The organism is Bradyrhizobium sp. S3.3.6 (genome assembly GCF_040546905.1).
Taxonomy (GTDB): domain Bacteria; phylum Pseudomonadota; class Alphaproteobacteria; order Rhizobiales; family Xanthobacteraceae; genus Bradyrhizobium; species Bradyrhizobium cytisi.
In genome coordinates this window covers 719,475-738,491 of the sequence record NZ_JBEPOT010000001.1, presented here as the reverse complement: position 1 = coordinate 738,491, position 19,017 = coordinate 719,475, and the positions used below count along the sequence as shown (strand labels likewise).

Annotated in this window: 18 protein-coding genes; 5 read left to right on the top strand and 13 right to left on the bottom strand. The window is 64.4% G+C overall.

Annotated features, from left to right (window positions below):
* Positions 1–78: 78 nt before the first annotated feature.
* From ABID59_RS03580 to ABID59_RS03570, 3 genes are all read right to left on the bottom strand, one after another.
* Entirely contained in the window at positions 79–1,290 is a 1,212-nt protein-coding gene (locus ABID59_RS03580; RefSeq protein ID WP_187435302.1) for a hypothetical protein, read from the bottom strand.
* A 143-nt stretch (positions 1,291–1,433) separates the two neighbouring features.
* Positions 1,434–3,062 (bottom strand): chaperonin GroEL, encoded by a 1,629-nt coding sequence (groL, locus tag ABID59_RS03575; RefSeq protein WP_354082451.1) that lies wholly within the window; start codon positions 3,060–3,062, stop codon positions 1,434–1,436.
* A gap of 117 nt (positions 3,063–3,179) precedes the next feature.
* Positions 3,180–3,476, bottom strand: coding sequence for a co-chaperone GroES (locus ABID59_RS03570; RefSeq protein ID WP_014491914.1), 297 nt, complete (start codon positions 3,474–3,476; stop codon positions 3,180–3,182).
* Between the two features lie 319 nt (positions 3,477–3,795).
* Here ABID59_RS03570 and ABID59_RS03565 point away from each other — a divergent pair, with 319 nt between their 5' ends.
* On the top strand, positions 3,796–4,317 hold the full coding sequence (locus tag ABID59_RS03565) for a hypothetical protein (RefSeq protein WP_354032940.1): 522 nt from the start codon (positions 3,796–3,798) through the stop codon (positions 4,315–4,317).
* Between the two features lie 193 nt (positions 4,318–4,510).
* On the opposite strand, the gene ABID59_RS03560 is transcribed toward ABID59_RS03565, so the two are convergent.
* A complete protein-coding gene (locus tag ABID59_RS03560) occupies positions 4,511–5,290 on the bottom strand; it encodes a protein phosphatase CheZ (protein ID WP_148755075.1) in 780 nt (259 codons plus the stop codon).
* A 312-nt stretch (positions 5,291–5,602) separates the two neighbouring features.
* Here ABID59_RS03560 and ABID59_RS03555 point away from each other — a divergent pair, with 312 nt between their 5' ends.
* Entirely contained in the window at positions 5,603–6,418 is an 816-nt protein-coding gene (locus ABID59_RS03555; protein WP_354082450.1) for a L,D-transpeptidase family protein, read from the top strand.
* A gap of 65 nt (positions 6,419–6,483) precedes the next feature.
* On the opposite strand, the gene ABID59_RS03550 is transcribed toward ABID59_RS03555, so the two are convergent.
* The 9 genes from ABID59_RS03550 to ABID59_RS03510 form a co-directional block, all read right to left on the bottom strand.
* Entirely contained in the window at positions 6,484–7,302 is an 819-nt protein-coding gene (locus tag ABID59_RS03550; RefSeq protein ID WP_148755077.1) for a DUF2076 domain-containing protein, read from the bottom strand.
* 125 nt (positions 7,303–7,427) lie between these two features.
* A complete protein-coding gene (locus ABID59_RS03545) occupies positions 7,428–8,273 on the bottom strand; it encodes a ChbG/HpnK family deacetylase (RefSeq protein WP_148755078.1) in 846 nt (281 codons plus the stop codon).
* Positions 8,270–9,316 carry a glycosyltransferase family 2 protein gene (locus ABID59_RS03540; protein ID WP_354082449.1) on the bottom strand — a complete coding sequence of 349 codons (1,047 nt, stop codon included), beginning with the start codon at positions 9,314–9,316 and terminating at the stop codon, positions 8,270–8,272. The genes ABID59_RS03545 and ABID59_RS03540 overlap by 4 nt, the downstream gene beginning before the upstream one ends.
* An 88-nt stretch (positions 9,317–9,404) precedes the next feature.
* Positions 9,405–10,382 carry an ATP phosphoribosyltransferase gene (gene hisG / locus ABID59_RS03535; RefSeq protein ID WP_148755080.1) on the bottom strand — a complete coding sequence of 326 codons (978 nt, stop codon included), beginning with the start codon at positions 10,380–10,382 and terminating at the stop codon, positions 9,405–9,407.
* 3 nt (positions 10,383–10,385) lie between these two features.
* Complete coding sequence (locus tag ABID59_RS03530) at positions 10,386–11,537, bottom strand: ATP phosphoribosyltransferase regulatory subunit (protein ID WP_354082448.1); 1,152 nt, start codon at positions 11,535–11,537, stop codon at positions 10,386–10,388.
* A 216-nt stretch (positions 11,538–11,753) separates the two neighbouring features.
* Positions 11,754–12,347, bottom strand: coding sequence for a DUF1349 domain-containing protein (locus ABID59_RS03525; protein ID WP_354082447.1), 594 nt, complete (start codon positions 12,345–12,347; stop codon positions 11,754–11,756).
* A gap of 139 nt (positions 12,348–12,486) precedes the next feature.
* On the bottom strand, positions 12,487–13,410 hold the full coding sequence (locus ABID59_RS03520; protein ID WP_430640200.1) for a substrate-binding domain-containing protein: 924 nt from the start codon (positions 13,408–13,410) through the stop codon (positions 12,487–12,489).
* 37 nt (positions 13,411–13,447) lie between these two features.
* Positions 13,448–14,785, bottom strand: a complete 1,338-nt coding sequence (locus tag ABID59_RS03515) for an ABC transporter permease (protein ID WP_354032946.1) — start codon at positions 14,783–14,785, stop codon at positions 13,448–13,450.
* Positions 14,782–16,356: a sugar ABC transporter ATP-binding protein gene (locus ABID59_RS03510; protein ID WP_354082581.1), complete on the bottom strand. Its 1,575-nt coding sequence runs from the start codon at positions 16,354–16,356 to the stop codon at positions 14,782–14,784. Before ABID59_RS03510 ends, ABID59_RS03515 begins: the two co-directional genes overlap by 4 nt.
* A 237-nt stretch (positions 16,357–16,593) precedes the next feature.
* Between ABID59_RS03510 and ABID59_RS03505 the strand changes: the two genes are divergently transcribed.
* From ABID59_RS03505 to ABID59_RS03495, 3 genes are all read left to right on the top strand, one after another.
* Entirely contained in the window at positions 16,594–17,301 is a 708-nt protein-coding gene (locus ABID59_RS03505; RefSeq protein WP_354082446.1) for a GntR family transcriptional regulator, read from the top strand.
* Between the two features lie 180 nt (positions 17,302–17,481).
* A complete protein-coding gene (locus tag ABID59_RS03500; protein WP_148755086.1) occupies positions 17,482–17,988 on the top strand; it encodes a hypothetical protein in 507 nt (168 codons plus the stop codon).
* A gap of 202 nt (positions 17,989–18,190) precedes the next feature.
* Positions 18,191–19,006 (top strand): helix-turn-helix domain-containing protein, encoded by an 816-nt coding sequence (locus tag ABID59_RS03495; protein WP_354082445.1) that lies wholly within the window; start codon positions 18,191–18,193, stop codon positions 19,004–19,006.
* Positions 19,007–19,017 lie beyond the last annotated feature (11 nt).

Below are 19,017 nucleotides of genomic sequence, written 5' to 3'. Positions count from 1 at the left end.
TCTATTCAATCACAATCGTCTCGGAGTACTGGATCGCCCGGCCAAGCCGGGCGATGACAGCGCGTTGTTGTGTGCGCCCTACTTCCACACCGACTTGTCGGCGTCCCAGCGCTGGCCCTTCAGCTCCCTGGCGAGCGCCTCGATCGAGCCGTTGTCGTCGGGCTGGTCGCCTTCCTCATCGGCGCTCGCCTCATCCGACACGTTGAGCTTCGCGCCGCTGCTCTCATCGGCGGTCGTGGTCGAAGGGCTGCCGATCCAGACCATCAGCCTGTCGGTCGGCCCCGGCTTGTCGGCGGAGACGAGGCCCGAAACCTCGATCGTGTCGGTGAGATCGAGCGCCGGGAAATCCTGGTTCGGACGCTTGAAGACGAGCTTGAGCTTGCCGGTGGCGGCGTTGAAGCTCTGCGAGACCGGCTTTGCCGCAAGTGTCTTGCCCAGCACGCCAGCCACCGCGGTGGCAAGCTTGTCGCGGTTGATCTTGTCGCCGTCGCGCCAGTCGGCGGCGGGGATGCGGATGGTGCGGTCCATCTCCGCCAGCCCAGCGGTCCAGCCGGCGGCGGTGACACCCGGCATCGCCTTGAATTTCGCGAGCAGTGCGGCCGAGCGCTCCGGGTCGACCGACATGTTGATGGTCTGCTCGCCGGCGCGCAGCGCGTCGCAGCCGACGCTGAGACTTGCCAGCGTCACCTCGACGTCCTGACCCCTGAGGCTCTTCAGGAAGTCGGTCGCGTTATCCAGCTTGACCTTGACCGCGATCGCTTCGGGCGAGACTTCGGTAAAATCCTTCGGCTGGGGCGTAATGCCGTCGTCGGTGGTCTGGTTGTCCAGAAATTCCTTCTCGCTGAGATCGGCATTGTCAGGCGAGGTCACTTCGGTCACGGCCTGGCCGATACCGATCTGGCCGCGGAACTCGAAGGTGTCGCCGGTCGGCTTGCGCGTCAGCTTGACGGTGACCGGCGCCTTGGCGCCGAGGCTCGAGGTCGTGCCGCTCAGCGTCTGGCCTGCGATCTGGAGATTGACGACGAAGCGGTCCTTGCGGTCGGAGTTCTTGGCGACGGGGTAGCAGACGTCGAGCACGGCTGCGGTGACCGTCTTGCCCTGCCGCGTCTCCTTCAGGATCACGTCGGCATTGCCATCCATCAGGCCGTCGATCGAGGTGAAATAGCGCGTCTCCATGCCGCCGGGCGCCGTGGCCTTCGGCGACAGCTTCATCTGGGCGGAGGCGACCTCGGGAGAGACGGCGAGCAGGGCCGCCAAAAGGGCGGTCGAACAAACCAGAAGCGCGCGCATTGACGAAATCCTCGAACGAATGGAATCGGGCGCCACCGTAGTGGGTTTTGGCCGCCGGTTGAATCGGAAAGCGTGCAGCATGATCGGCAAAAAAGAAGGCCGCCCGGAGGCGGCCTTCTCAATGCTGTCGGGTGAGGATGGGCTCAGAAGCCGCCCATGCCGCCGCCGGCCGGCGCGGGCGGGGCTTCCTTCTTCGGCGCTTCGGCGACCATGGCCTCGGTGGTCACCAGCAGGCCGGCCACGGAGGAGGCGTCCTGCAGCGCGGTGCGCACCACCTTGGCGGGATCGATGATGCCCTTCTCGATCATGTCGACATAGTCCTCGGTCTGGGCGTCGAAGCCGAAGGTCTCGGACTTGTTCTCGAGGATCTTGCCGACCACGATCGAGCCCTCCACGCCGGCATTCTCCGAGATCTGGCGGATCGGAGCTTCCAGCGCCTTCAGCACGATGTTGATGCCGGCCTGCACGTCGGCATTGGCGTTGGTGAGACGCCCCACAGCCTTCTTGGCGCGCAGCAGCGTCACGCCGCCGCCGGGGACGATGCCTTCCTGCACCGCGGCGCGGGTGGCGTTGAGCGCGTCCTCGACGCGGTCCTTCTTCTCCTTGACCTCGATCTCGGTCGCGCCGCCGACGCGGATCACCGCGACGCCGCCGGCGAGTTTGGCGAGACGCTCCTGAAGCTTCTCACGGTCGTAGTCCGAGGTGGTCTCCTCGATCTGGGCCTTGATCTGGCCGATGCGGGCCTCGATCTCCGGCTTCTTGCCGGCGCCCTTGACGATCGTGGTGTTCTCCTTGTCGATCACGACCTTGCCGGCACGACCGAGCATCTTCACCGTGACGTTCTCGAGCTTCATGCCGAGATCTTCGGAGATCAGCTGGCCACCGGTCAGGATCGCGAGGTCTTCCAGCATGGCCTTGCGGCGGTCACCGAAGCCCGGCGCCTTGACGGCCGCAACCTTGAGGCCGCCACGCAGGCGGTTGACGACCAGGGTCGCCAGCGCCTCGCCCTCGACGTCCTCGGCGATGATGACGAGCGGCTTGCCCGACTGCACCACGGCTTCCAGCACCGGCAGCATGGCCTGCAGGCCTGAGAGCTTCTTCTCGTGCAGGAGGATGTAGGCGTCCTCGAGCTCGGCGGTCATCTTCTCGGGGTTGGTGACGAAGTAGGGGCTGAGATAGCCGCGGTCGAACTTCATGCCCTCGACGATGTCGACTTCGGTGTCGAGTGACTTGTTTTCCTCGACGGTGATGACGCCCTCGTTGCCGACCTTCTGCATCGCCTGCGCGATCATCTTGCCGATGGCGGCGTCGCCGTTGGCCGAGATGGTGCCGACCTGGGCGACCTCGGAGGAAGCGGCGACCGGCTTGGCGCGCTTCTCGATGTCCTTGACCACGGCCGTCACCGCAATGTCGATCCCGCGCTTGAGGTCCATCGGGTTCATGCCGGCGGCAACCGCCTTGGCGCCTTCGCGCACGATGGCCTGGGCCAGCACGGTCGCGGTGGTGGTGCCGTCGCCGGCGAGGTCGTTGGTCTTGGAGGCGACCTCACGCACCATCTGGGCGCCCATGTTCTCGAACTTGTCCTCGAGCTCGATCTCCTTGGCGACGGTGACGCCGTCCTTGGTGATGCGGGGTGCGCCGAACGACTTCTCGATGACGACGTTGCGGCCCTTGGGGCCGAGCGTCACCTTGACGGCGTTGGCGAGAATGTCGACACCGCGCAGCATGCGATCGCGCGCGTCTCCGGAAAACTTGACTTCCTTGGCAGCCATGGTCTGCAATCCCTGTTATGTCGTGATGTGTCTTGTTTGATGCTGTGCTGCGGAATGATGGATGCCCGGACCTGATGATCCGGGCATGGCATTCAGCGGCTGTTCAGGCGTCTGGCCTTAGGCCATCACACCCATGATGTCCGACTCCTTCATGATCAGGAGCTCCTCGTTGTCGATCTTGACCTCGGTGCCCGACCACTTGCCGAACAGCACGCGGTCGCCGACCTTGAGGTCGATCGGGATCAGCTTGCCAGCCTCGTCACGACCGCCGGGGCCGACGGCGACGACTTCGCCCTGGGACGGCTTTTCCTTGGCGGTGTCGGGGATGATGATGCCGCCCTTGGTCTTTTCCTCGGCATCGATACGTTTGACCACGACACGGTCATGCAGCGGACGAAATTTGGACTTAGCCATGACGTTTCCCTTTGGAGGCTCAGTTTTCCGAAAGTAGCGGAAGTGGGTGAGGGCGGCGCTCCCGTCCATCCTCTGCCCGAGGATCAAACGGCGCCCCTTAGCAATCGGTCTTTCCGAGTGCTAATAGTGCGCAGGGGATATGGCTTGACTGCGATCCTGTCAAGCAAAGGTGGTTAAGCGATTGGTGAGGCGGATATAGGATGGTGTCTACGGAAACTCGATTCCGGCGCGGGCGTATATTAAGACGTCATTGCTACGGCTGCGGTTTTGCGCTTGGCTGCGGGAGGGATGCGGCCATGGTCTTGTTCGGGGGAATGCCATGATCAGTTCAGCTCACGCGCGCACGGTTGCCAATCTGGCGGCGGCCTCTTGCTTGGCGCTGCTGCTCGGCGCCTGCGGCGGCGGCATGAGCCTGCCGTCCTTTTCCTCGTCCCAGCCGGCGCCCGAGGCCGAGCCGGGCACCGGGCCGGAAATGCCAGCCTCGATCCGCGGCGACGAGATCGTCGGCCGCTGGGGTCTCGCCTCGTTCCAGAACCCGGCCGACCGCGCCCGCACCGAGGCGGCCGCGCGCGCCCAGTGCAAGAATCCCTACGTGATCGGCGCCGGCACCTCCGGCGGCGTGGTCATGCATCTCGCCGACCAGGCCACGCCGCAGGAATTGCGGCTGAAGGGCTCGCCGGGCGGCAAGAATTATATCGGCCCCCCCGGCCCGACGCCGGGCGAGCAGGACCGCGAGATCGTCTCCTTCGACGGCCGCGTCATGATCACCCGCTTCGTCGACAAGGACGCCGCCACCCGCTACGGCAACATGGTCTACGTCCGCTGCGCGCCGAGGGCGTGAGGCGGGCCGAGCTCTAACCGCTCGTCATTGCGAGGAGCCCGCGACAAAATTGCGAAGCAATTTTGCGCTGGTGCGACGAAGCAGTCCAGACTGGTTCCGCGGAGGGACTCTGGATTGCTCCGCTGCGCTCGCAATGACGAAAAAACGCCGGCTTCTCGCCGGCGTTTGCTTTCCGTCTGTCGCGTCGCTTAGTCTAGTCGAACAGCGCGTCGATATCGTCCTGCGAGGCGTGACCGACGTCGCCGGCGAGCTTCGGGCCGTTGAGCAGCTTGTCGTCGTCGCTGCGGGTATCCACCTGCGCCGGCACGTGGGCCTTGATCGCGTCGACGCCGCCCCAGATTTCCATCATCGCATTGATGTGCTGCTCGATGAACTTCATCGTGCCCATGACCTTGCTGATGCGCTGGCCGGTCAGGTCCTGGAAGTTGCAGGCCTCGAAGATCGAGATGACGCGTTCCTGGATGTCGTCGGCGAGCCGCTTCTGCTGATCGGCCGATTGCACCTTGGACATCGCGCTGGCCGCCTGGTCGATCGACTCCGCGGCTTCGAGGATCTGCTGGGTCGCCTGTTCGGTGCCGCCGACCACCGCGCCGAGCTCGCCATTGACCTTGGCCATTTCGCCGCCGTCAAAGCTCTTGCCGTGCAGCGTCGCGATCTCGCGCTTGGTGCGGTCGATGGCGTCATGGATGAGGTCGAGCTCGACCTTCAGCTTCTCGCACTGCTCGATCTGGGCCCGATAGGTCTCGAGCATCGTGCGTGCGTCGGAAAGCTCCTGGTTCGTGGAGGCGTCGATCGCCGCCATGGCTGCGCTGCCGGACATGGGCACAGTACCCCTTGCCATCTGTGCGCGGATCGCGCGCAGCTCCGCCATAATCTCGGTATGCATCGGGCCTGCCTCTTCTGCTACGTCAAGAATTGGCATCTCGCCACCGGCGATATCCTCGACACGAAAACGCTTGCGGTGAACAGCCATCAGGAACTCCCCCCACCTCACTCACGCGTCTTTGTAGGCAGAAGCAATTTAACACGAGGTTCACGGCAGGAACTGTCGTGCGGCCGCGCGCGACGACATGCAAACGGGCGATTAACCATGAGGCTCCGCCCTTCATCGAAAATAAACGCTGACCGCCAAATTGTCCCGCCGCGCGCGACGTGGTGAATCGAAACGTCGATTCTGTTTACCAAACGAAACGGAGTTTGCTCTTTATTGACCACGTCGAGGACGCGGACAGCAAGCCGCGTTCGGCGGCGAATGCAACTAGACGAAACAGTACAGAGTACGTCGATGTTCAAGAAAATGTCCGTCGCGCTGCTCGGCAGCGCTTGCGCCTTCCTTGTCGGTGCCGATCGCGCCAGCGCGTTCGACAATACAGTGCCGAACGATCCGCCCGCGGTGCTCTACCAGCCGCATGTGCCGCCGGCGCCGGTGCGCGTCGCCTCCAATGCCAATATGGGCGGCGGCTTCATCGAGTTCCTGTTCGGCGATGGGCCCGGCCGCGGTCCGGCCTATGCGCCGCAGCAGCTGATCTATCAGCAGCAGCCCGCCTACAACGATCCACGCCGCCTGCCGCCGATGGGCGAGCCGCAGATGCAGGGCGGATATCAGCAAGGTGCAGGTCTCCAGCAGGAGGCAATCGATCCGCGGCAGCGTTCGTTCGATCCGAAATTCGAGAAACAGCTTGTTGACTATAGCGGCAAGGAAAGCGCTGGCACGATCGTGGTCGATTCCAACAACAAGTTTCTCTATCTCGTCGAGGGCAACGGCCGGGCGATGCGCTACGGCATCGGCGTCGGACGCGAGGGGTTCACCTGGAGCGGCGTGAAGTCGATCACGGCCAAGCGCGAATGGCCGGATTGGACGCCGCCGGCGGAGATGATCGCACGCCGCCCCGATCTGCCGCGGCACATGGAAGGTGGCCCGGAAAATCCGCTCGGCGCACGCGCGATGTATCTGGGCTCGACGCTCTACCGCATCCATGGCTCCAACGAGCCCTGGACCATCGGCACCAACGTCTCCTCCGGCTGCATCCGCATGCGCAATGAGGACGTCATCGATCTCTACGGCCGCGTCAATGTCGGCACCAAGGTCGTGGTGATGTGAGCGCCTGGCATTCGAAATGAAAACGGCCACCCTTTAGGTGGCCGTTTTGGCTTGAAGGAGCAGCCTTACGCGTAATCGCTGCCGCCATCGTCTCCGCCGCCGAAGTCACTGTCGTCGGCGAGGTCGACATTGCTGTCGCTATTGTCGTCGTCGCTTTGATCGTTGTTATCCCGATCGTTCGACGCCTGGTCGAGGAAGCCCTGACGCGAGTCGTCGCGATCACGGTTCGAGCCGATGTCGTTGAGGCCGGCATCGCGGGCAAGTGAGCCGCCCGACTGGTCGCTGCCGCCCCACGGGCTGCGGTCACCTAGGGCGTTGGTGTCGCCAAACGCCTGCTGATGCGGTCCGCCCATCATGCCGCGGATGCTGGAGAGCAGCAGCGAGCCGCCGACCACACCGGCCGCGGCCGCGGCTGCCGTGCCCAGGAAGGAGCCGCCGCCACCACCGACCGGCGGGGCGCCATAGCCTTGCCCTGGTCCCTGTCCGTAGGCCTGACCATAAGGTGGCTGGCCGTAGCCCGGCTGGGCCTGCTGCATCGCCTGGCCGCTGTTCCAGACCGGCCGCGCGTCACGCGGCGGCACGTTCGGAACCGAGCCGCGCGACGGGCTCGAGCCGAACAGCGTGTCCCGCATGGTGTCGAGGAAGCCGCCGGACTGGGACTGCTCCGGCGCATGGGCCGCTTCCAGCTCCTGGATGCGGTTATGCGCGCGCTTCAGCGCTTCGTCCTGTAACAGCGTGGTTTGCACCAGCGCATAAACTGCGCCCGGCGCCTTGCGGAGGCCGTCCGAAATCGCGGCGATCGCGTCGGGATCGCGCGGTGCATTTTCCAGTTTCGAAAGTCGATCGAAGAGGTCGTCGACGAGCTGGCGTTCCTGCGGCGTCATGGTCTGTCTCCCTCGCGCGAAACAAGCGCAAGCGGAATGTAGGGTTCCATTGTGGCCCCAACAGTGGCGGCCGGATTAAATTTCGGTATGCGACAGACTGCCCCGCGGGCTCGATTTCGCCGGTTTCATTGCAATGTCACGTGGCTGGTCGCGAGAAGCTGCGCAAAGGCGTCGCTAGCGAGATAGGCATGCTCGCGCTCCCTGACATCCGTCATCGGGTCGAGGCCGGTGAGGACCTCGTCGACGAAGCCGGGATGGCACATCACGAGGCCGCCCTCGGGAAGACCTTCCAGGAACTGCCGCACCAGATCGCCGAAATCGGCCGCGCGTGTGAAATCATAGGCGCCCGCAAATGCGGGATTGAACGCAAGACCGGCGCGCCTGGCCCGGCGGCGGAATTGCGCGCTGAGGACGTCGAGCACCATCGCTTTCGGCGACGCCAGCCGTTGCGCCAGCGGCAGGTCGCGTCCGCCCTGGCGCACCCACGCGTTGGGCGCCGCTTCGCTGACGGCATCGAGGAAGCCGTCGCGCACCTGCGGAAACAGCTGCACATGCTGATGGCCGTCGACGAAATCGGGCGCGCGGCCGAAGGCTTCTGCGAAAGCTGCGAGCTGCGCTCTCACCTCGTTGCGAAAGAATTCGCGGTCGAGCCGCCGCAGAAATCCGGCGCGCAGCAGTTTTGGAAAGGCCATGAACATGTCGCCGTCGAGCGGCCGGAAATGCATGGTGAGGGGGCGGAACGGCGCCGACAGCGTCACATGCAATCCGATCGCGCAGCGCGGGCTCGTCTTCGCTGCGGCCTGGAGCGTATCGATCTCGCCACGCTCGATCGCGGGGCCCACCATCATCACCGAGGCCGCGTTGAGGCGGCCGCGCGCGACCAGGTCGCGGATGGCGCGATTGACACCCGGGCTGATGCCGTAATCGTCGGCGCAGAGCCAGATCGGCCGCGGCGCTGCCGCCGCACTCATTCGGCCGCCGTCCTCTTCGACGCGTCGTCGGCCTTGCCGGTCTCGAAATGCTTTTCACTGTGCTCGGCGACGAAGTAGATCGGACGCGCCTTCAGCTCCGAGAGGATCTTGCCGATATATTCGCCGACGATGCCGATCATGATGAGCTGCACGCCACCGATCGTCATCAGGCCGATCACGAGCGAAGGATAGCCGGGTACCTGCTTGCCGGTGGTCCAGACCTCCCACAGGATCGACAGGCCGAACAGGAAGGCGCCGCCGGCGAGGATCACACCGAGCAGGCTCGCAAAACGCAGCGGCGCCACCGAGAACGAGGTCACGCCTTCGATCGACAGGCCAAGCAGACGCGCCGCGCTGAAGGTCGTCACGCCATGGGTGCGCGGCGCCGGCTCGTAGTCGACGCGGATCTGGCGGAAGCCGATCCAGCTTGCCAGGCCCTTGAAGAAGCGGTTGCGCTCCGGCAGCTGCCGCAGCGCTGCGACCGCGCGCGGCGACAGCAGGCGGAAGTCGCCGGCATCCTCCGGGATCTTCTGACGCGCGCCCCAGTTGATCAGCGCGTAGAAGCCGTGCACGGCGACCCGGCGCAGGAAGGGCTCGTTGTCGCGATGGGCCTTGGCGGTGTAGACGACATCATAGCCGTCCTCGATCCAGTGCCGCACGAGCTGCTCGACGAGCGTCGGCGGGTGCTGGCCGTCGCCGTCCATGAACAAAACCGCGCCGAGCCGGGCGTGGTCGAGGCCGGCCATCAGCGCAGCCTCCTTGCCGAAATTGCGCGACAGCGACACCACCTGGACATCGACCGCATCGGCCGGCAGGCTGCGGGCGATCGACAGCGTCGCGTCCGCGCTGCCGTCGTCGACGTAGATGACCTCGCAGGACAGCCGGTAGCGTTGCCGCAAGGTCTTGGCGATATCGCAGATGCGCTGATGCAGGACGGCGAGGCCCGCCGCCTCGTTATAGACGGGGACGACAATCGACAGCCCCTTCACAGCGGCACTCGCTGCGGTGGCGGTCAGGCCGGAAACGTCAGAGCCCAGCGTCATCGATCAAGGTTCCAGAGGGCGTTCAAAGTCATCTCAACAGCATATGGTAGCTGCTGCTTGCTGTCGCTACGCTGAACGGACCTGAGGCTCACTGCCGCAGGAACGTTTCGAGCTTGGCGAACAGCGGGTTCTCCCGGTCGAACACGTAGTCGAGCGAGACCACCGAGACGGTCTCGGCGCCATGTTCGCGCAGGAAGCTCGCGAGCGCGTAGAGCTGTCCGGGTGGGCAGTGCAGCGTGAGCATGCCCGACGAGGTCGGTCCGCCGAACGGAGCCTCGACGCCGAAACGGCTGTGGGCCTCAGTGAGCAGGGTGGCGTCGCATTGCCGGAAGCGGGTCCGGACCTCGCGATATTTGTTGGCCCGGGCCCGGGCGGCGATGTGGTCGAGGATGACGCGGGCGGTCTCGCGGGCCTGCGGCGACCAGTCGGCCTCCTTTGAGGCGACCAGATTGGCCTGGCTGCGCAGGATCACGCCGTCGTCGAGCACCCGCAAGCCATTGGCGGCGAGCGTCGCACCTGTCGTGGTGATGTCGACGATCAGCTCGGCGCTGCCGGCCGCCGGCGCGCCCTCGGTCGCGCCAGTGCTCTCGACGATGCGGTAATCGGTGATGCCGTGGCTCTGGAAGAAGCTGCGCGTGAGGTTGACGAACTTGGTCGCGACCCGCATCCGCATGTGATGCTGCTCGCGGAAGCCGGTGGTGACGTCGTCGAGATCCGCCATGGTGCGGACGTCGATCCAGGCCTGCGGCACCGCGACCACGACGTCGGCATAGCCGAAGCCGAGCCCGTCGATCAGCGACACGCGCTTGTCGGCGTCGGCGATATTCTCGCGCACCAGGTCTTCGCCGGTGACGCCGAGATGCGCGACGCCGCGCGCGAGCTGCGATGCGATCTCGCTCGCCGAGAGATAGGCGACCTCGACATTGTCGAGCCCTGCAAGCGTGCCGCGATAGTCGCGGGCGCCGCCGGCTTTCGACAGCTTGAGCCCGGCACGGGCGAAGAAGGCCTCGGTGTTTTCCTGGAGGCGACCCTTGGAGGGAACGGCCAGAACGAATGGCGCGCTCATGACTTAAGCTCCCACCTTGCGGCCGATCCTGGTCAGCGCATCCACCCAGACCGAGAAGCCGACGGCCGGGATCGGAGCCGGCGATCCGAGCTGGGTCATCAGTCCATCATAGCGGCCACCGGCAACCAGCGGCTCGGCGCCGTTGCCTTTGTGATGCAGCTCGAATTCGAAGCCGGTGTAGTAATCGAGGCCGCGCCCGAACGCGGTCGAGAAGCGCGTGGCCTTCACGTCGATGCCGCGCGCCGCCATGAAGCCGATGCGGCTCTCGAACTGGTCGATTGCGCCGGCAAGGTCGAGCTTTGCGTCGGCGGTCAGCGCGCGCAGCGCGGCAATGACATCGTCCGGATTGCCTGAGATCGACAGGAAGCGCTTCAGCACGGTGACCGCCTCGCGCGGCAGTGCACCGCCCTTCAGCGTCGACTGCTCGAGGAAGCGGTCGGCGATCTCGGCCGTGGTGCGGCCACCGACATTGGTGGTGCCGGCGATCGACATCAGATCGGTGACGAAGGCCAGCGCCGCCTTGCGATCGGAGCCGGCGAGCGCCGCCAGCACGCCCTCATATTCGCTGCGCGTGGTTGCGGTCGTGCGGGCCAGCCCTTCCAGATCCTGCTCCAGGCTGATCCTGCGATGGAAGTCCTTGACCAGGCGGCGGCGCCAGACCGGATAAAGGTCGAGCGCGTCGAGCAATGCGTTGAACAGCGCAACGTCGCCGGTGCGGATCTCGACGTCGCGCACGCCGAAAGCCGCGGTCGCCTCCAGCGCCAGCGCCAGCGTCTCGGCATCCGAGGCGGCACGATCCTGGCGGCCGAACGACTCGATCCCGGCCTGGAGGAATTCACTGGCCTGTCCGCTGCGGTAGCGGAACACGGGACCCAGATAGCTGAACCCGGCCGGCTGGCCGGCGCGGCTGGAGGCGAGATAGTCGCGCGCCACGGGGATCGTCAGGTCGGGGCGCAGGCAGAGCTCGTCGCCGGACAGGTCGGTCGTCAGATAGAGGCTTTTGCGGATGTCCTCGCCGGACAGGTCGAGGAACGGCTCGGCCGGCTGCAGGATGGCGGGCTCGGCCCTGACATAGCCGGCCTGAGCAAAGGACAACAGCAGCGTATCCGCCCAGGCGGCGGAGCCGGCAGCATTTGAGGTGGCAGGCGCAGTCATCTCGGGGTCCATCGTCCCGGCGGAACCGGGCAGGGCAAGGGGAGGCCAAGAGGAGGCCAAGGGGAGGCAAGCAGTTGGCGCAGCCCTTAGCATGGCCTGAAAGCGGTTTCGACCTCCAAAGGATCAATCGCTTAACGGTCTTCTGTCGTGCCCCAGATGTCCTGGGAAAGCCACTGGTGGCCGGGATGCGCATACGACAGAGCTGATGCTCGCGCCTCAGCCGAGATCATGCAGATCCTTGCCGAGCGGCGGCGTCAGGCGAAACGCCGAAAAAACGACATTCAATCCGGCCCGCTCGGGCGTGCAGGCCATCGGCCCCACAAGGTACGAGTCTGCCTTGGCGAATGGCGCCAATCGCACAAGCGGCCAAAGCTTGCCATCGGCCGAAACCTGCAAGCGAAGGACACCATTGGTCACGGTTGCGCGCATCCAGAAGTCGCCGGCGTCGTGCCCATAGGGGGCTGTCGCCCAGTCTGATCGTCCGTCGGTCAGAACGCTGCCAAGCATGGCGCGGCCGTCGGAGAATTCGATTCCGGCCTTGACCCAACGTTGCGCGTCGATACGGACCATGATGCCCGCCTGGTCGTAGAGCGCCCGAAAGTCGCCCTGGACGCGCAATTCGGCGGTGAATGCCTCGGCGGTGCGGAAGCCCAGGAAATGTCCGCTGTCCCGACTGAAGCCGTAATGGGTTTCGCGCCAGAAATCGGTGGCTCGATCAGTGACCATCTCGAGGCCGTCGCCGCGCGCGGTCCACCGTTCCGGTTCATTCAGCCACACGCCGTCGCTTCTACGGAAGATCGGATCGCTCATGTCAAACCTCGATCAGCATTGGCAGCCGGTCCAGCGCCATCCCACAAGCAGGAGGACACAACCCAAACGAATGCAGAGTCCGGTTCGACCAGGTCGAACCAGACTCTGTCACTCCTGCGTCAACCTGAAGATCAGGAGGTCAAAGCAGCCCGTTCTTCTTCAGGATATCCGATGCGTTGTCCTTCGTAATCAGCATTGTGGGCAAGGTGATGACCGGCTCCAGCTTCTCGCCCTTCAAGAGTTTGACGGCTTGCCGCAGCCCTTCGGCTCCGGGCGTCGCATAGAGGAAAGTCGCCGTGAGCTGCCCCTTGCTGACCCAGGTCACGCCTTCATCCGGCAGGCCATCGATGCCAAGAATGAACTTGATATCCTTGTCGCGGCCGGCGTCCTTGGCCGCGAGATAGGCGCCATAGGCCATCGGATCGTTATGGCCATAGACCAGGTCGATCTTCTCGTTATTGCGCAGCGCGGTCGTCATGATGTTGTAGGCTTTGTCCTGCTTCCAGTCGCCCGACTGGTTGTTGAGCAGGTTCTTGATGCCCGGCTCCTTGTCGGTGAAAGCATGGAAGCCGTCGTGCCGGTCGTGGGCGGGCTGCGTGCCCATGCCGCCCCAGATTTCGACGACGTTGCCGGCCGCCTTGCCGGGACCGCCGAGCAGCTTCACCGCATATTCGCCGGCGGCCTTGCCGATCGCGACATTGTCGCCGCCGATGAACTGGGTGATCCGCTTGGTATCGACGTTGCGATCCAGCACGATGACTGGAATCTTGGCGTCGATCGCCTTCTCGACGACGCCGGTCAGGCCCGCCGATTCCTTGGGTGAGATCAACAGGACGTTGACCTGCTGGACAACGAGGTTCTCGCAATCGGCGACCTGCTTCTCGGTCTTGTCCTGGCCGTCGGTGATGACGAGCTCGACGTCGGGCTGCTTCTTTGCCTCGGCCTGGATGTCCTTGTTGAACTGAACGCGCCACGGCTCGAGCGTGGTGCATTGGCTGAAGCCCACCTTCCATTTCGCGGCGGCCTTGGCGGGACTCCAGCCGGCCGGCACGTAGATCGTCATCGCGGCGCCGGCCATGGTGGTCGACAATTTTAGGAATTCACGACGCTTCATCGAAATCCTCCCTTGCAAATTGCGCCTTGGCGGCGCTTGGCAGCCGACAGGATTCGGCTGTTTTCGGATCGGCGCTGGCTTCCGGCGATCGGCTGAACCGCCATCGCGCGATGAGCTGGCCGAGATTCTGCTCCTGCACCAGCACGGTGCAGACGATGATCAACCCCTTCATCAGCAGCTGGACGTTGGAGTCGATGTTCTGAAGCTGCAGGATGTCCGACAGCAAACCGAAGATCAGGACGCCGACGAAGGTGCCGGCGAGACCGCCTCGGCCGCCCATCAGGCTGGTGCCGCCGATCACGACCGCGGCGATGGCGTCGAGCTCGAGCCCGGCGCCGGCATCGGGCTTGCCTTGCCGGTACTGCGCGACGAACAGCACCCCTGCAATTCCCGCCAGGAGCCCGGACAGCAGATAGGCGGTGAGCTGGACCTGGGCGACCTTGATGCCCGAAAGCTTGGCGGCCTCGATGTTGCCGCCGATCGCATAGGCGTAGCGTCCAAAGGTCGTGAAACGCAGGATCGCGCCGAACAGGACGATCGCCGCGAGGAAGAAAACACTCGGCACCGGCAGCACGCCCCACAGCATCGAGCGGAGCAGCTCGAATGATTCGGTGGCGTTGGTGCCGGTGTAGACCGGCACGACGGCATTGTCCTGGCCGGCGGTGAGACGGGCGATGCCGAGCGCACTGACCATCATCGCCAGCGTGACGATGAAGGGCTGCAATCGACCGGTGACGATCAGGACGCCGTTGATCGCCCCGAGCATCAAGGCGAGGCAGGGCGCGACGAGGAGAACGCCGAGAACGCCGAATTTGGTCGCGACCTGGTTCCCCGTCCACCATGCCACCGCGATCGCGACGACAAGGCCGAGCAATCCTGGAAGCCCCGTGCTGCGCCATGACGATAGCGCGATCTCGCGGCGTCGCCCCGCGCTGACATCACGGCCGCGGGCGAGACCGGCAAAGATGAAGCGCGCAGCAAGGGCAACGGCAACACCGCTGACAAGCGTCGCCGCCGGAACGCCGATCACAGCGGCCGCGGTCCAGCCGGGCTTGGTGAGCAGCATCGCGCAGATCACCGTCGAAAAGCCCATGACCGAGCCGACCGACAAATCGATGCCGCCGAGCAGAATGACCATCGTCATGCCGGTGGCGACCAGGCCCGTAATCGAGACCTGCCGCAGGACATCGGTCAGGTTGCCGTAGGACAGGAAGATATTGTTACCGGACGACGTATGCGGCGAGGTGAGGGCGCCGACCAGGCAGATGAGCAGCAAGCCCCAGTAAAGCTTGGTCCGGGACAACAGCCGAAGAAGCGCCTTCATGACAATGTTTCCTGCGACCACGCTGCCATGCCCGGCGCTGCAAGGCGCATCACCGTCTCTTGCGTCGCGCTTTCGCGCCGCAGGATTCCGGTCTGCCGCCCCTCACACATCACCAGGATGCGGTCGGACAGCAGGAGAAGCTCCGGCATCTCGGAGGTGACCACGACGATGCCGAGGCCTTGCGCGGCGAGATCAAAGATCAGCCGGTAGATGTCCTGCTTGGCGCCGATATCGATGCCGCGGGTCGGCTCGTCGAGCAGCAGAATCCGCGGTTCGGTGGCGAGCCATTTGCCGATCACGACCTTCTGCTGATTGCCGCCGGAGAGCGCGGCTGCCGTCTGATCGATCCCGGTGCAGCGGACCGAGAGCCGGCCGACCATGTCGGCCGCCAGCGCGCGTTCACGCGCGACGGCGCGCAGGCCGAAGCGCGACAGCGCGCCGATCGAGGGCAGGGCGATATTGTCGCAGATCGAGGCCGCGAGGTGCAGGCCGCGCTCTTTGCGATCCTCGCTCACGAGCGCGACACCGAGGCGGTAGGCCTCCGCTGGCGAGCTGATATCGACGGTCGCGCCATCGATCGCGATGGCGCCGCCCCGCCAACCGTTCGCGACACCAAAGATAGACTCCAGGATCTCCGTCCTGCCGGAACCGAGCAGGCCGCCGATGCCCAGGACCTCGCCGCGCCCGAGCTGAAAGCTGACGCCGTGCAACATCCGGCGCCAGCCATGCGGACCAAGCGTGTCCAGCGTCAGGCCATCCACCGAAAGGACGTTCGCGCCGTCTTGCGCGGCCGCCCCGCGATCGCTTGTGACCATGTCGCGGCCGACCATCGCCGAGATGATCGCGCCCCGCGACAAGTCACCGATCGGAGCCGTGACAACGTGCCTGCCGTCGCGTAGCACCGTCACCCGGTCGGCGAGATCGAGCACCTCCTCGATACGATGCGAGGTGTAGATGATCGCGACGCCTTCGCTCGCGAGTTGTCGCACGATCTTGAACAGGGTCTCGCATTCCGACGACGACAATGCAGAGGTCGGCTCGTCCATGATGAGGATGCGGGCGTCGAGCGATAGCGCCTTGGCGATTTCCACCAATTGCTGCTCGCCGACGCGCAAGTCGGCGAGTCGACTTTCGGGAGCGATCCGGACGCCGAGGCGGTGCAGCAGGCGCTCCGCCGCCTTGACCATGCGGCGGCGGTTGATGAGCACGCCGCCGATCAGCGGCTCGCGACCCAGAAAGATATTGTCGGCGATGCTCAGCTCGGGAACGAGATTGAGCTCCTGGTGGATGATCGCGACGCCGGCCTCTTCAGCATCGCGCACACCGGCAAATGCGGCGGCCCGGCCACCGACCTCGATCGTCCCCAGGTAACTCGTATGCACGCCCGCAAGAATTTTCATCAAGGTGCTCTTGCCGGCACCGTTCTCGCCCATCAGTGCGTGCACCTCGCCGCAGCGCAGATCGAAGTCGACGCTACTGAGCGCCTTTACACCGGCAAAAGACTTCGAGACGCGCTCCGCAGAAAGTACAATCTGTCCGCTCGGCGCGCAGGCCCGGCCCAGCTCGACCATACGCGGGGAGCGGTGCGTGGCCCGATCATCCTCTCCTCCGAGGGCGCCGAAGCATGTCTCCATCAGTTTGCTCTCCTCCCGGCGCGCCCGGAGTCTCTGGAGACGTCGCGCGCCAGCTGTTCGTTGGCTATTTTTCTGATATGCTAGTTATATCAGTTACTGCTCGTCAAGCCTCTTGCTGTCAACAATTGGCTTCCGCACCACTGGAAATGTGAACGTCAGCCAAAGGACCAGAGCATGCATTCAGTCGGCGGATTCGGCGGAGGAACGACCGCCGCGCGTCGGGCGGGCGGGTCGAAAGTCGACCAGGCCTATTTGGCGCTCAAGCGTGCCATCGTTTCGGGTGCGCTCGCGCCGGACGCGCCAATCGACAAGAACGAGTGGTGTGCCATTTTCGAAGTGTCTCGACTCTCCATAACGACCGCGATCAATCGGCTGGCTTTTGAGGGGCTTGTCGTGGTTGAGCCGCAGCGCGGCTCTTACGTGGCCAAGATCCACCTTGAGGATGTCAGGCAATGGATGTTGATGAGGCGTGCGCTGGAGATAGAGGTGGTCGGGGTCTGCGCGGCCGACATGCCGGACGATGCGATTGCTGCGCTTGGTCAGAACGTCGCCTACCAAATGGCCGCCATCACCAGCGGTGATCTCCAGGGTTTCCACGAACTCGACACCCGATTTCATCGCCAGATGACTGAGGGCTTGCGTCTGGGGCGGGTTGGTGAGGTTCTCGATCCGATCCGAACTCATCTGGAGCGCGTTCGCCGGACGCTTCTGCCGGAGCCGGGACGGCCCGAGGGAACCTTCCGCGAGCACGAAGCGATATTTCGAGCCATTGCTGCCCATCAGCCTGATCAGGCAAAAAACGAAATGGCGAACCATCTCGATCGCGTATCGCGCGAGCTGCAGTCTTTTGTCGCGAAACATCCCGGCTTCTTTGAAGACTAGCACCCGCGGGCCCAGCCAGTCGCAGAACTATCTCGCTTTCGCGACCCGACGCGCCTGCACCCCCTGACGTCACAATGAGATTGAGTACGGCTGACGAGTCGTCGCATACTCATTTTGGGTATGGCGGATGAGACGTTCGCTGCTGCCTTCGTTTACAAGATGAAGGTTGGTTTCCGATTCATGCGCAATGCTTCTGATATCATCCGGACGGTCTCGCGGCACACGCTGGCCTATATGCTGTTTTCGATCAGCGAGATGTTCCGGAATTACGACGAATTCGATCCGATGGACCTTCTGATCGTGCACGCGATTCTCAATGCGAACGTCATCAATGTGATGAACGATCCGTCACTGGACGAGAGGTTTTCCAGCATTCACACGGTCGAGCCGGATACGATCAAGCAGGGCGTGTCCCGCGCGGCACTGTCTCGCTTCCTCCGCCTGCCGCTGGAGACGGTTCGTCGTCGCGTGGCGGGACTGAAGAGGCGGAAGGTTCTCGCCGAGACCAAGGCCGGGCTGATCGTGACCGAGCAGAATGCATTCAAGTTTGGCAACAACCACGAGCTACAGAAGACCAACATGCTGCTGCTGACGAAGCTGCTTCGCGATCTCAAGCGCGCCGGCATCAACGGACCGGATGATCTGAGTGCCGCCAAACTGGTCGTGGCGACGAAGAAGGCGAAGTAAGCGGCAGGACATGGATCAAAGCCATCTCAACATTGCTGGCGATGGAGTTCAAAAAAGCGCTGCTGAGCGCTTGTTGTCGTTCCAGGGTCTCAAGCCATCCGCGGCGCTCGAGCTCCGGTCGTATGACATCGATCATTTCGGCGACAGCGAGAGATATGCCGGTGCGTCCAGCATGCCGTTGTCTGCCGGGTCGACCGCGATCATGCGCGCGCGGCTCAGTCTGCCGACCCTGAGCCTGTCGCTGGTGAGGACCTTCCCGCGGATCATTCGCGGCTATCAGCTGGCGCATGCCGCCGCCGTGGTGGTGCCGATGGATCATGTGACCTCGACCCGCATCAACGGGCAGTCAATCGAGAGTTCGATCGTCATCTTGAAGGGCGCATCCGATTGCCTGGTCTACGAGCCGGTCGGCCGTCTGATCGGTGTCATCTACTTCACGCCGCCCGCGTGCGAACCCTGGTCTCGACTGGATGGCTATCATTTGCTGAGCCCGGCAGCGGACGTGCTCGCCTCCCTGCGCGGCCTGATCTCCGCAACGCTTGAAGCCGCTGCCAACGATCCGGACTTCCTGAACGGGCCGATTTCGCGAGCGGCTGTCGAACAATCCCTGCTCGGCGCGATCGACGGCGCCATCCGGACCAGCGTGGACAGCAGGTCTGTGCATGCCACGACAGAGAGCTATCTGCGGATCGTCGCCGACATGGAAAGATCGATCCGGCACGATCTGACGATCTGGCTCAAGACGACCGAAATGGCCGAGCGGGTGGGCGTGTCGGTTCGGACCCTGCAGAGTGCGACGCAGGCCATCTGCGGCATGAGCCCGAATCGCTATAGCCGGGTCCTGCGTCTCTGGTCGGTGCGCCGGCAACTGCGCACCGGCCCGGGACGGCGCAGCGTGAAGGCCTGCGCCATTGCCCATGGCTTCTGGCATTTGAGCGAGTTCGCGGCGAGCTACAGGGCGGCGTTCGGCGAGCTGCCGTCCGAGACCCTGCATCGAGCTGTGCGGGAGCAAAGCTAGGACGGAGATCG

Bases quoted from the DNA above. Each gene is read 5' to 3' on its own strand.
- ABID59_RS03580 (WP_187435302.1), bottom strand. From the start codon at position 1,290: ATGCGCGCGCTTCTGGTTTGTTCGACCGCCCTTTTGGCGGCCCTGCTC.
- groL (WP_354082451.1), bottom strand. From the start codon at position 3,062: ATGGCTGCCAAGGAAGTCAAGTTTTCCGGAGACGCGCGCGATCGCATG.
- ABID59_RS03570 (WP_014491914.1), bottom strand. From the start codon at position 3,476: ATGGCTAAGTCCAAATTTCGTCCGCTGCATGACCGTGTCGTGGTCAAA.
- ABID59_RS03565 (WP_354032940.1), top strand. From the start codon at position 3,796: ATGATCAGTTCAGCTCACGCGCGCACGGTTGCCAATCTGGCGGCGGCC.
- ABID59_RS03560 (WP_148755075.1), bottom strand. From the start codon at position 5,290: ATGGCTGTTCACCGCAAGCGTTTTCGTGTCGAGGATATCGCCGGTGGC.
- ABID59_RS03555 (WP_354082450.1), top strand. From the start codon at position 5,603: ATGTTCAAGAAAATGTCCGTCGCGCTGCTCGGCAGCGCTTGCGCCTTC.
- ABID59_RS03550 (WP_148755077.1), bottom strand. From the start codon at position 7,302: ATGACGCCGCAGGAACGCCAGCTCGTCGACGACCTCTTCGATCGACTT.
- ABID59_RS03545 (WP_148755078.1), bottom strand. From the start codon at position 8,273: ATGAGTGCGGCGGCAGCGCCGCGGCCGATCTGGCTCTGCGCCGACGAT.
- ABID59_RS03540 (WP_354082449.1), bottom strand. From the start codon at position 9,316: ATGACGCTGGGCTCTGACGTTTCCGGCCTGACCGCCACCGCAGCGAGT.
- hisG (WP_148755080.1), bottom strand. From the start codon at position 10,382: ATGAGCGCGCCATTCGTTCTGGCCGTTCCCTCCAAGGGTCGCCTCCAG.
- ABID59_RS03530 (WP_354082448.1), bottom strand. From the start codon at position 11,537: ATGACTGCGCCTGCCACCTCAAATGCTGCCGGCTCCGCCGCCTGGGCG.
- ABID59_RS03525 (WP_354082447.1), bottom strand. From the start codon at position 12,347: ATGAGCGATCCGATCTTCCGTAGAAGCGACGGCGTGTGGCTGAATGAA.
- ABID59_RS03520 (WP_430640200.1), bottom strand. From the start codon at position 13,410: ATGACGATCTACGTGCCGGCCGGCTGGAGTCCCGCCAAGGCCGCCGCG.
- ABID59_RS03515 (WP_354032946.1), bottom strand. From the start codon at position 14,785: ATGAAGGCGCTTCTTCGGCTGTTGTCCCGGACCAAGCTTTACTGGGGC.
- ABID59_RS03510 (WP_354082581.1), bottom strand. From the start codon at position 16,356: ATGGTCGAGCTGGGCCGGGCCTGCGCGCCGAGCGGACAGATTGTACTT.
- ABID59_RS03505 (WP_354082446.1), top strand. From the start codon at position 16,594: ATGCATTCAGTCGGCGGATTCGGCGGAGGAACGACCGCCGCGCGTCGG.
- ABID59_RS03500 (WP_148755086.1), top strand. From the start codon at position 17,482: ATGCGCAATGCTTCTGATATCATCCGGACGGTCTCGCGGCACACGCTG.
- ABID59_RS03495 (WP_354082445.1), top strand. From the start codon at position 18,191: ATGCGCGCGCGGCTCAGTCTGCCGACCCTGAGCCTGTCGCTGGTGAGG.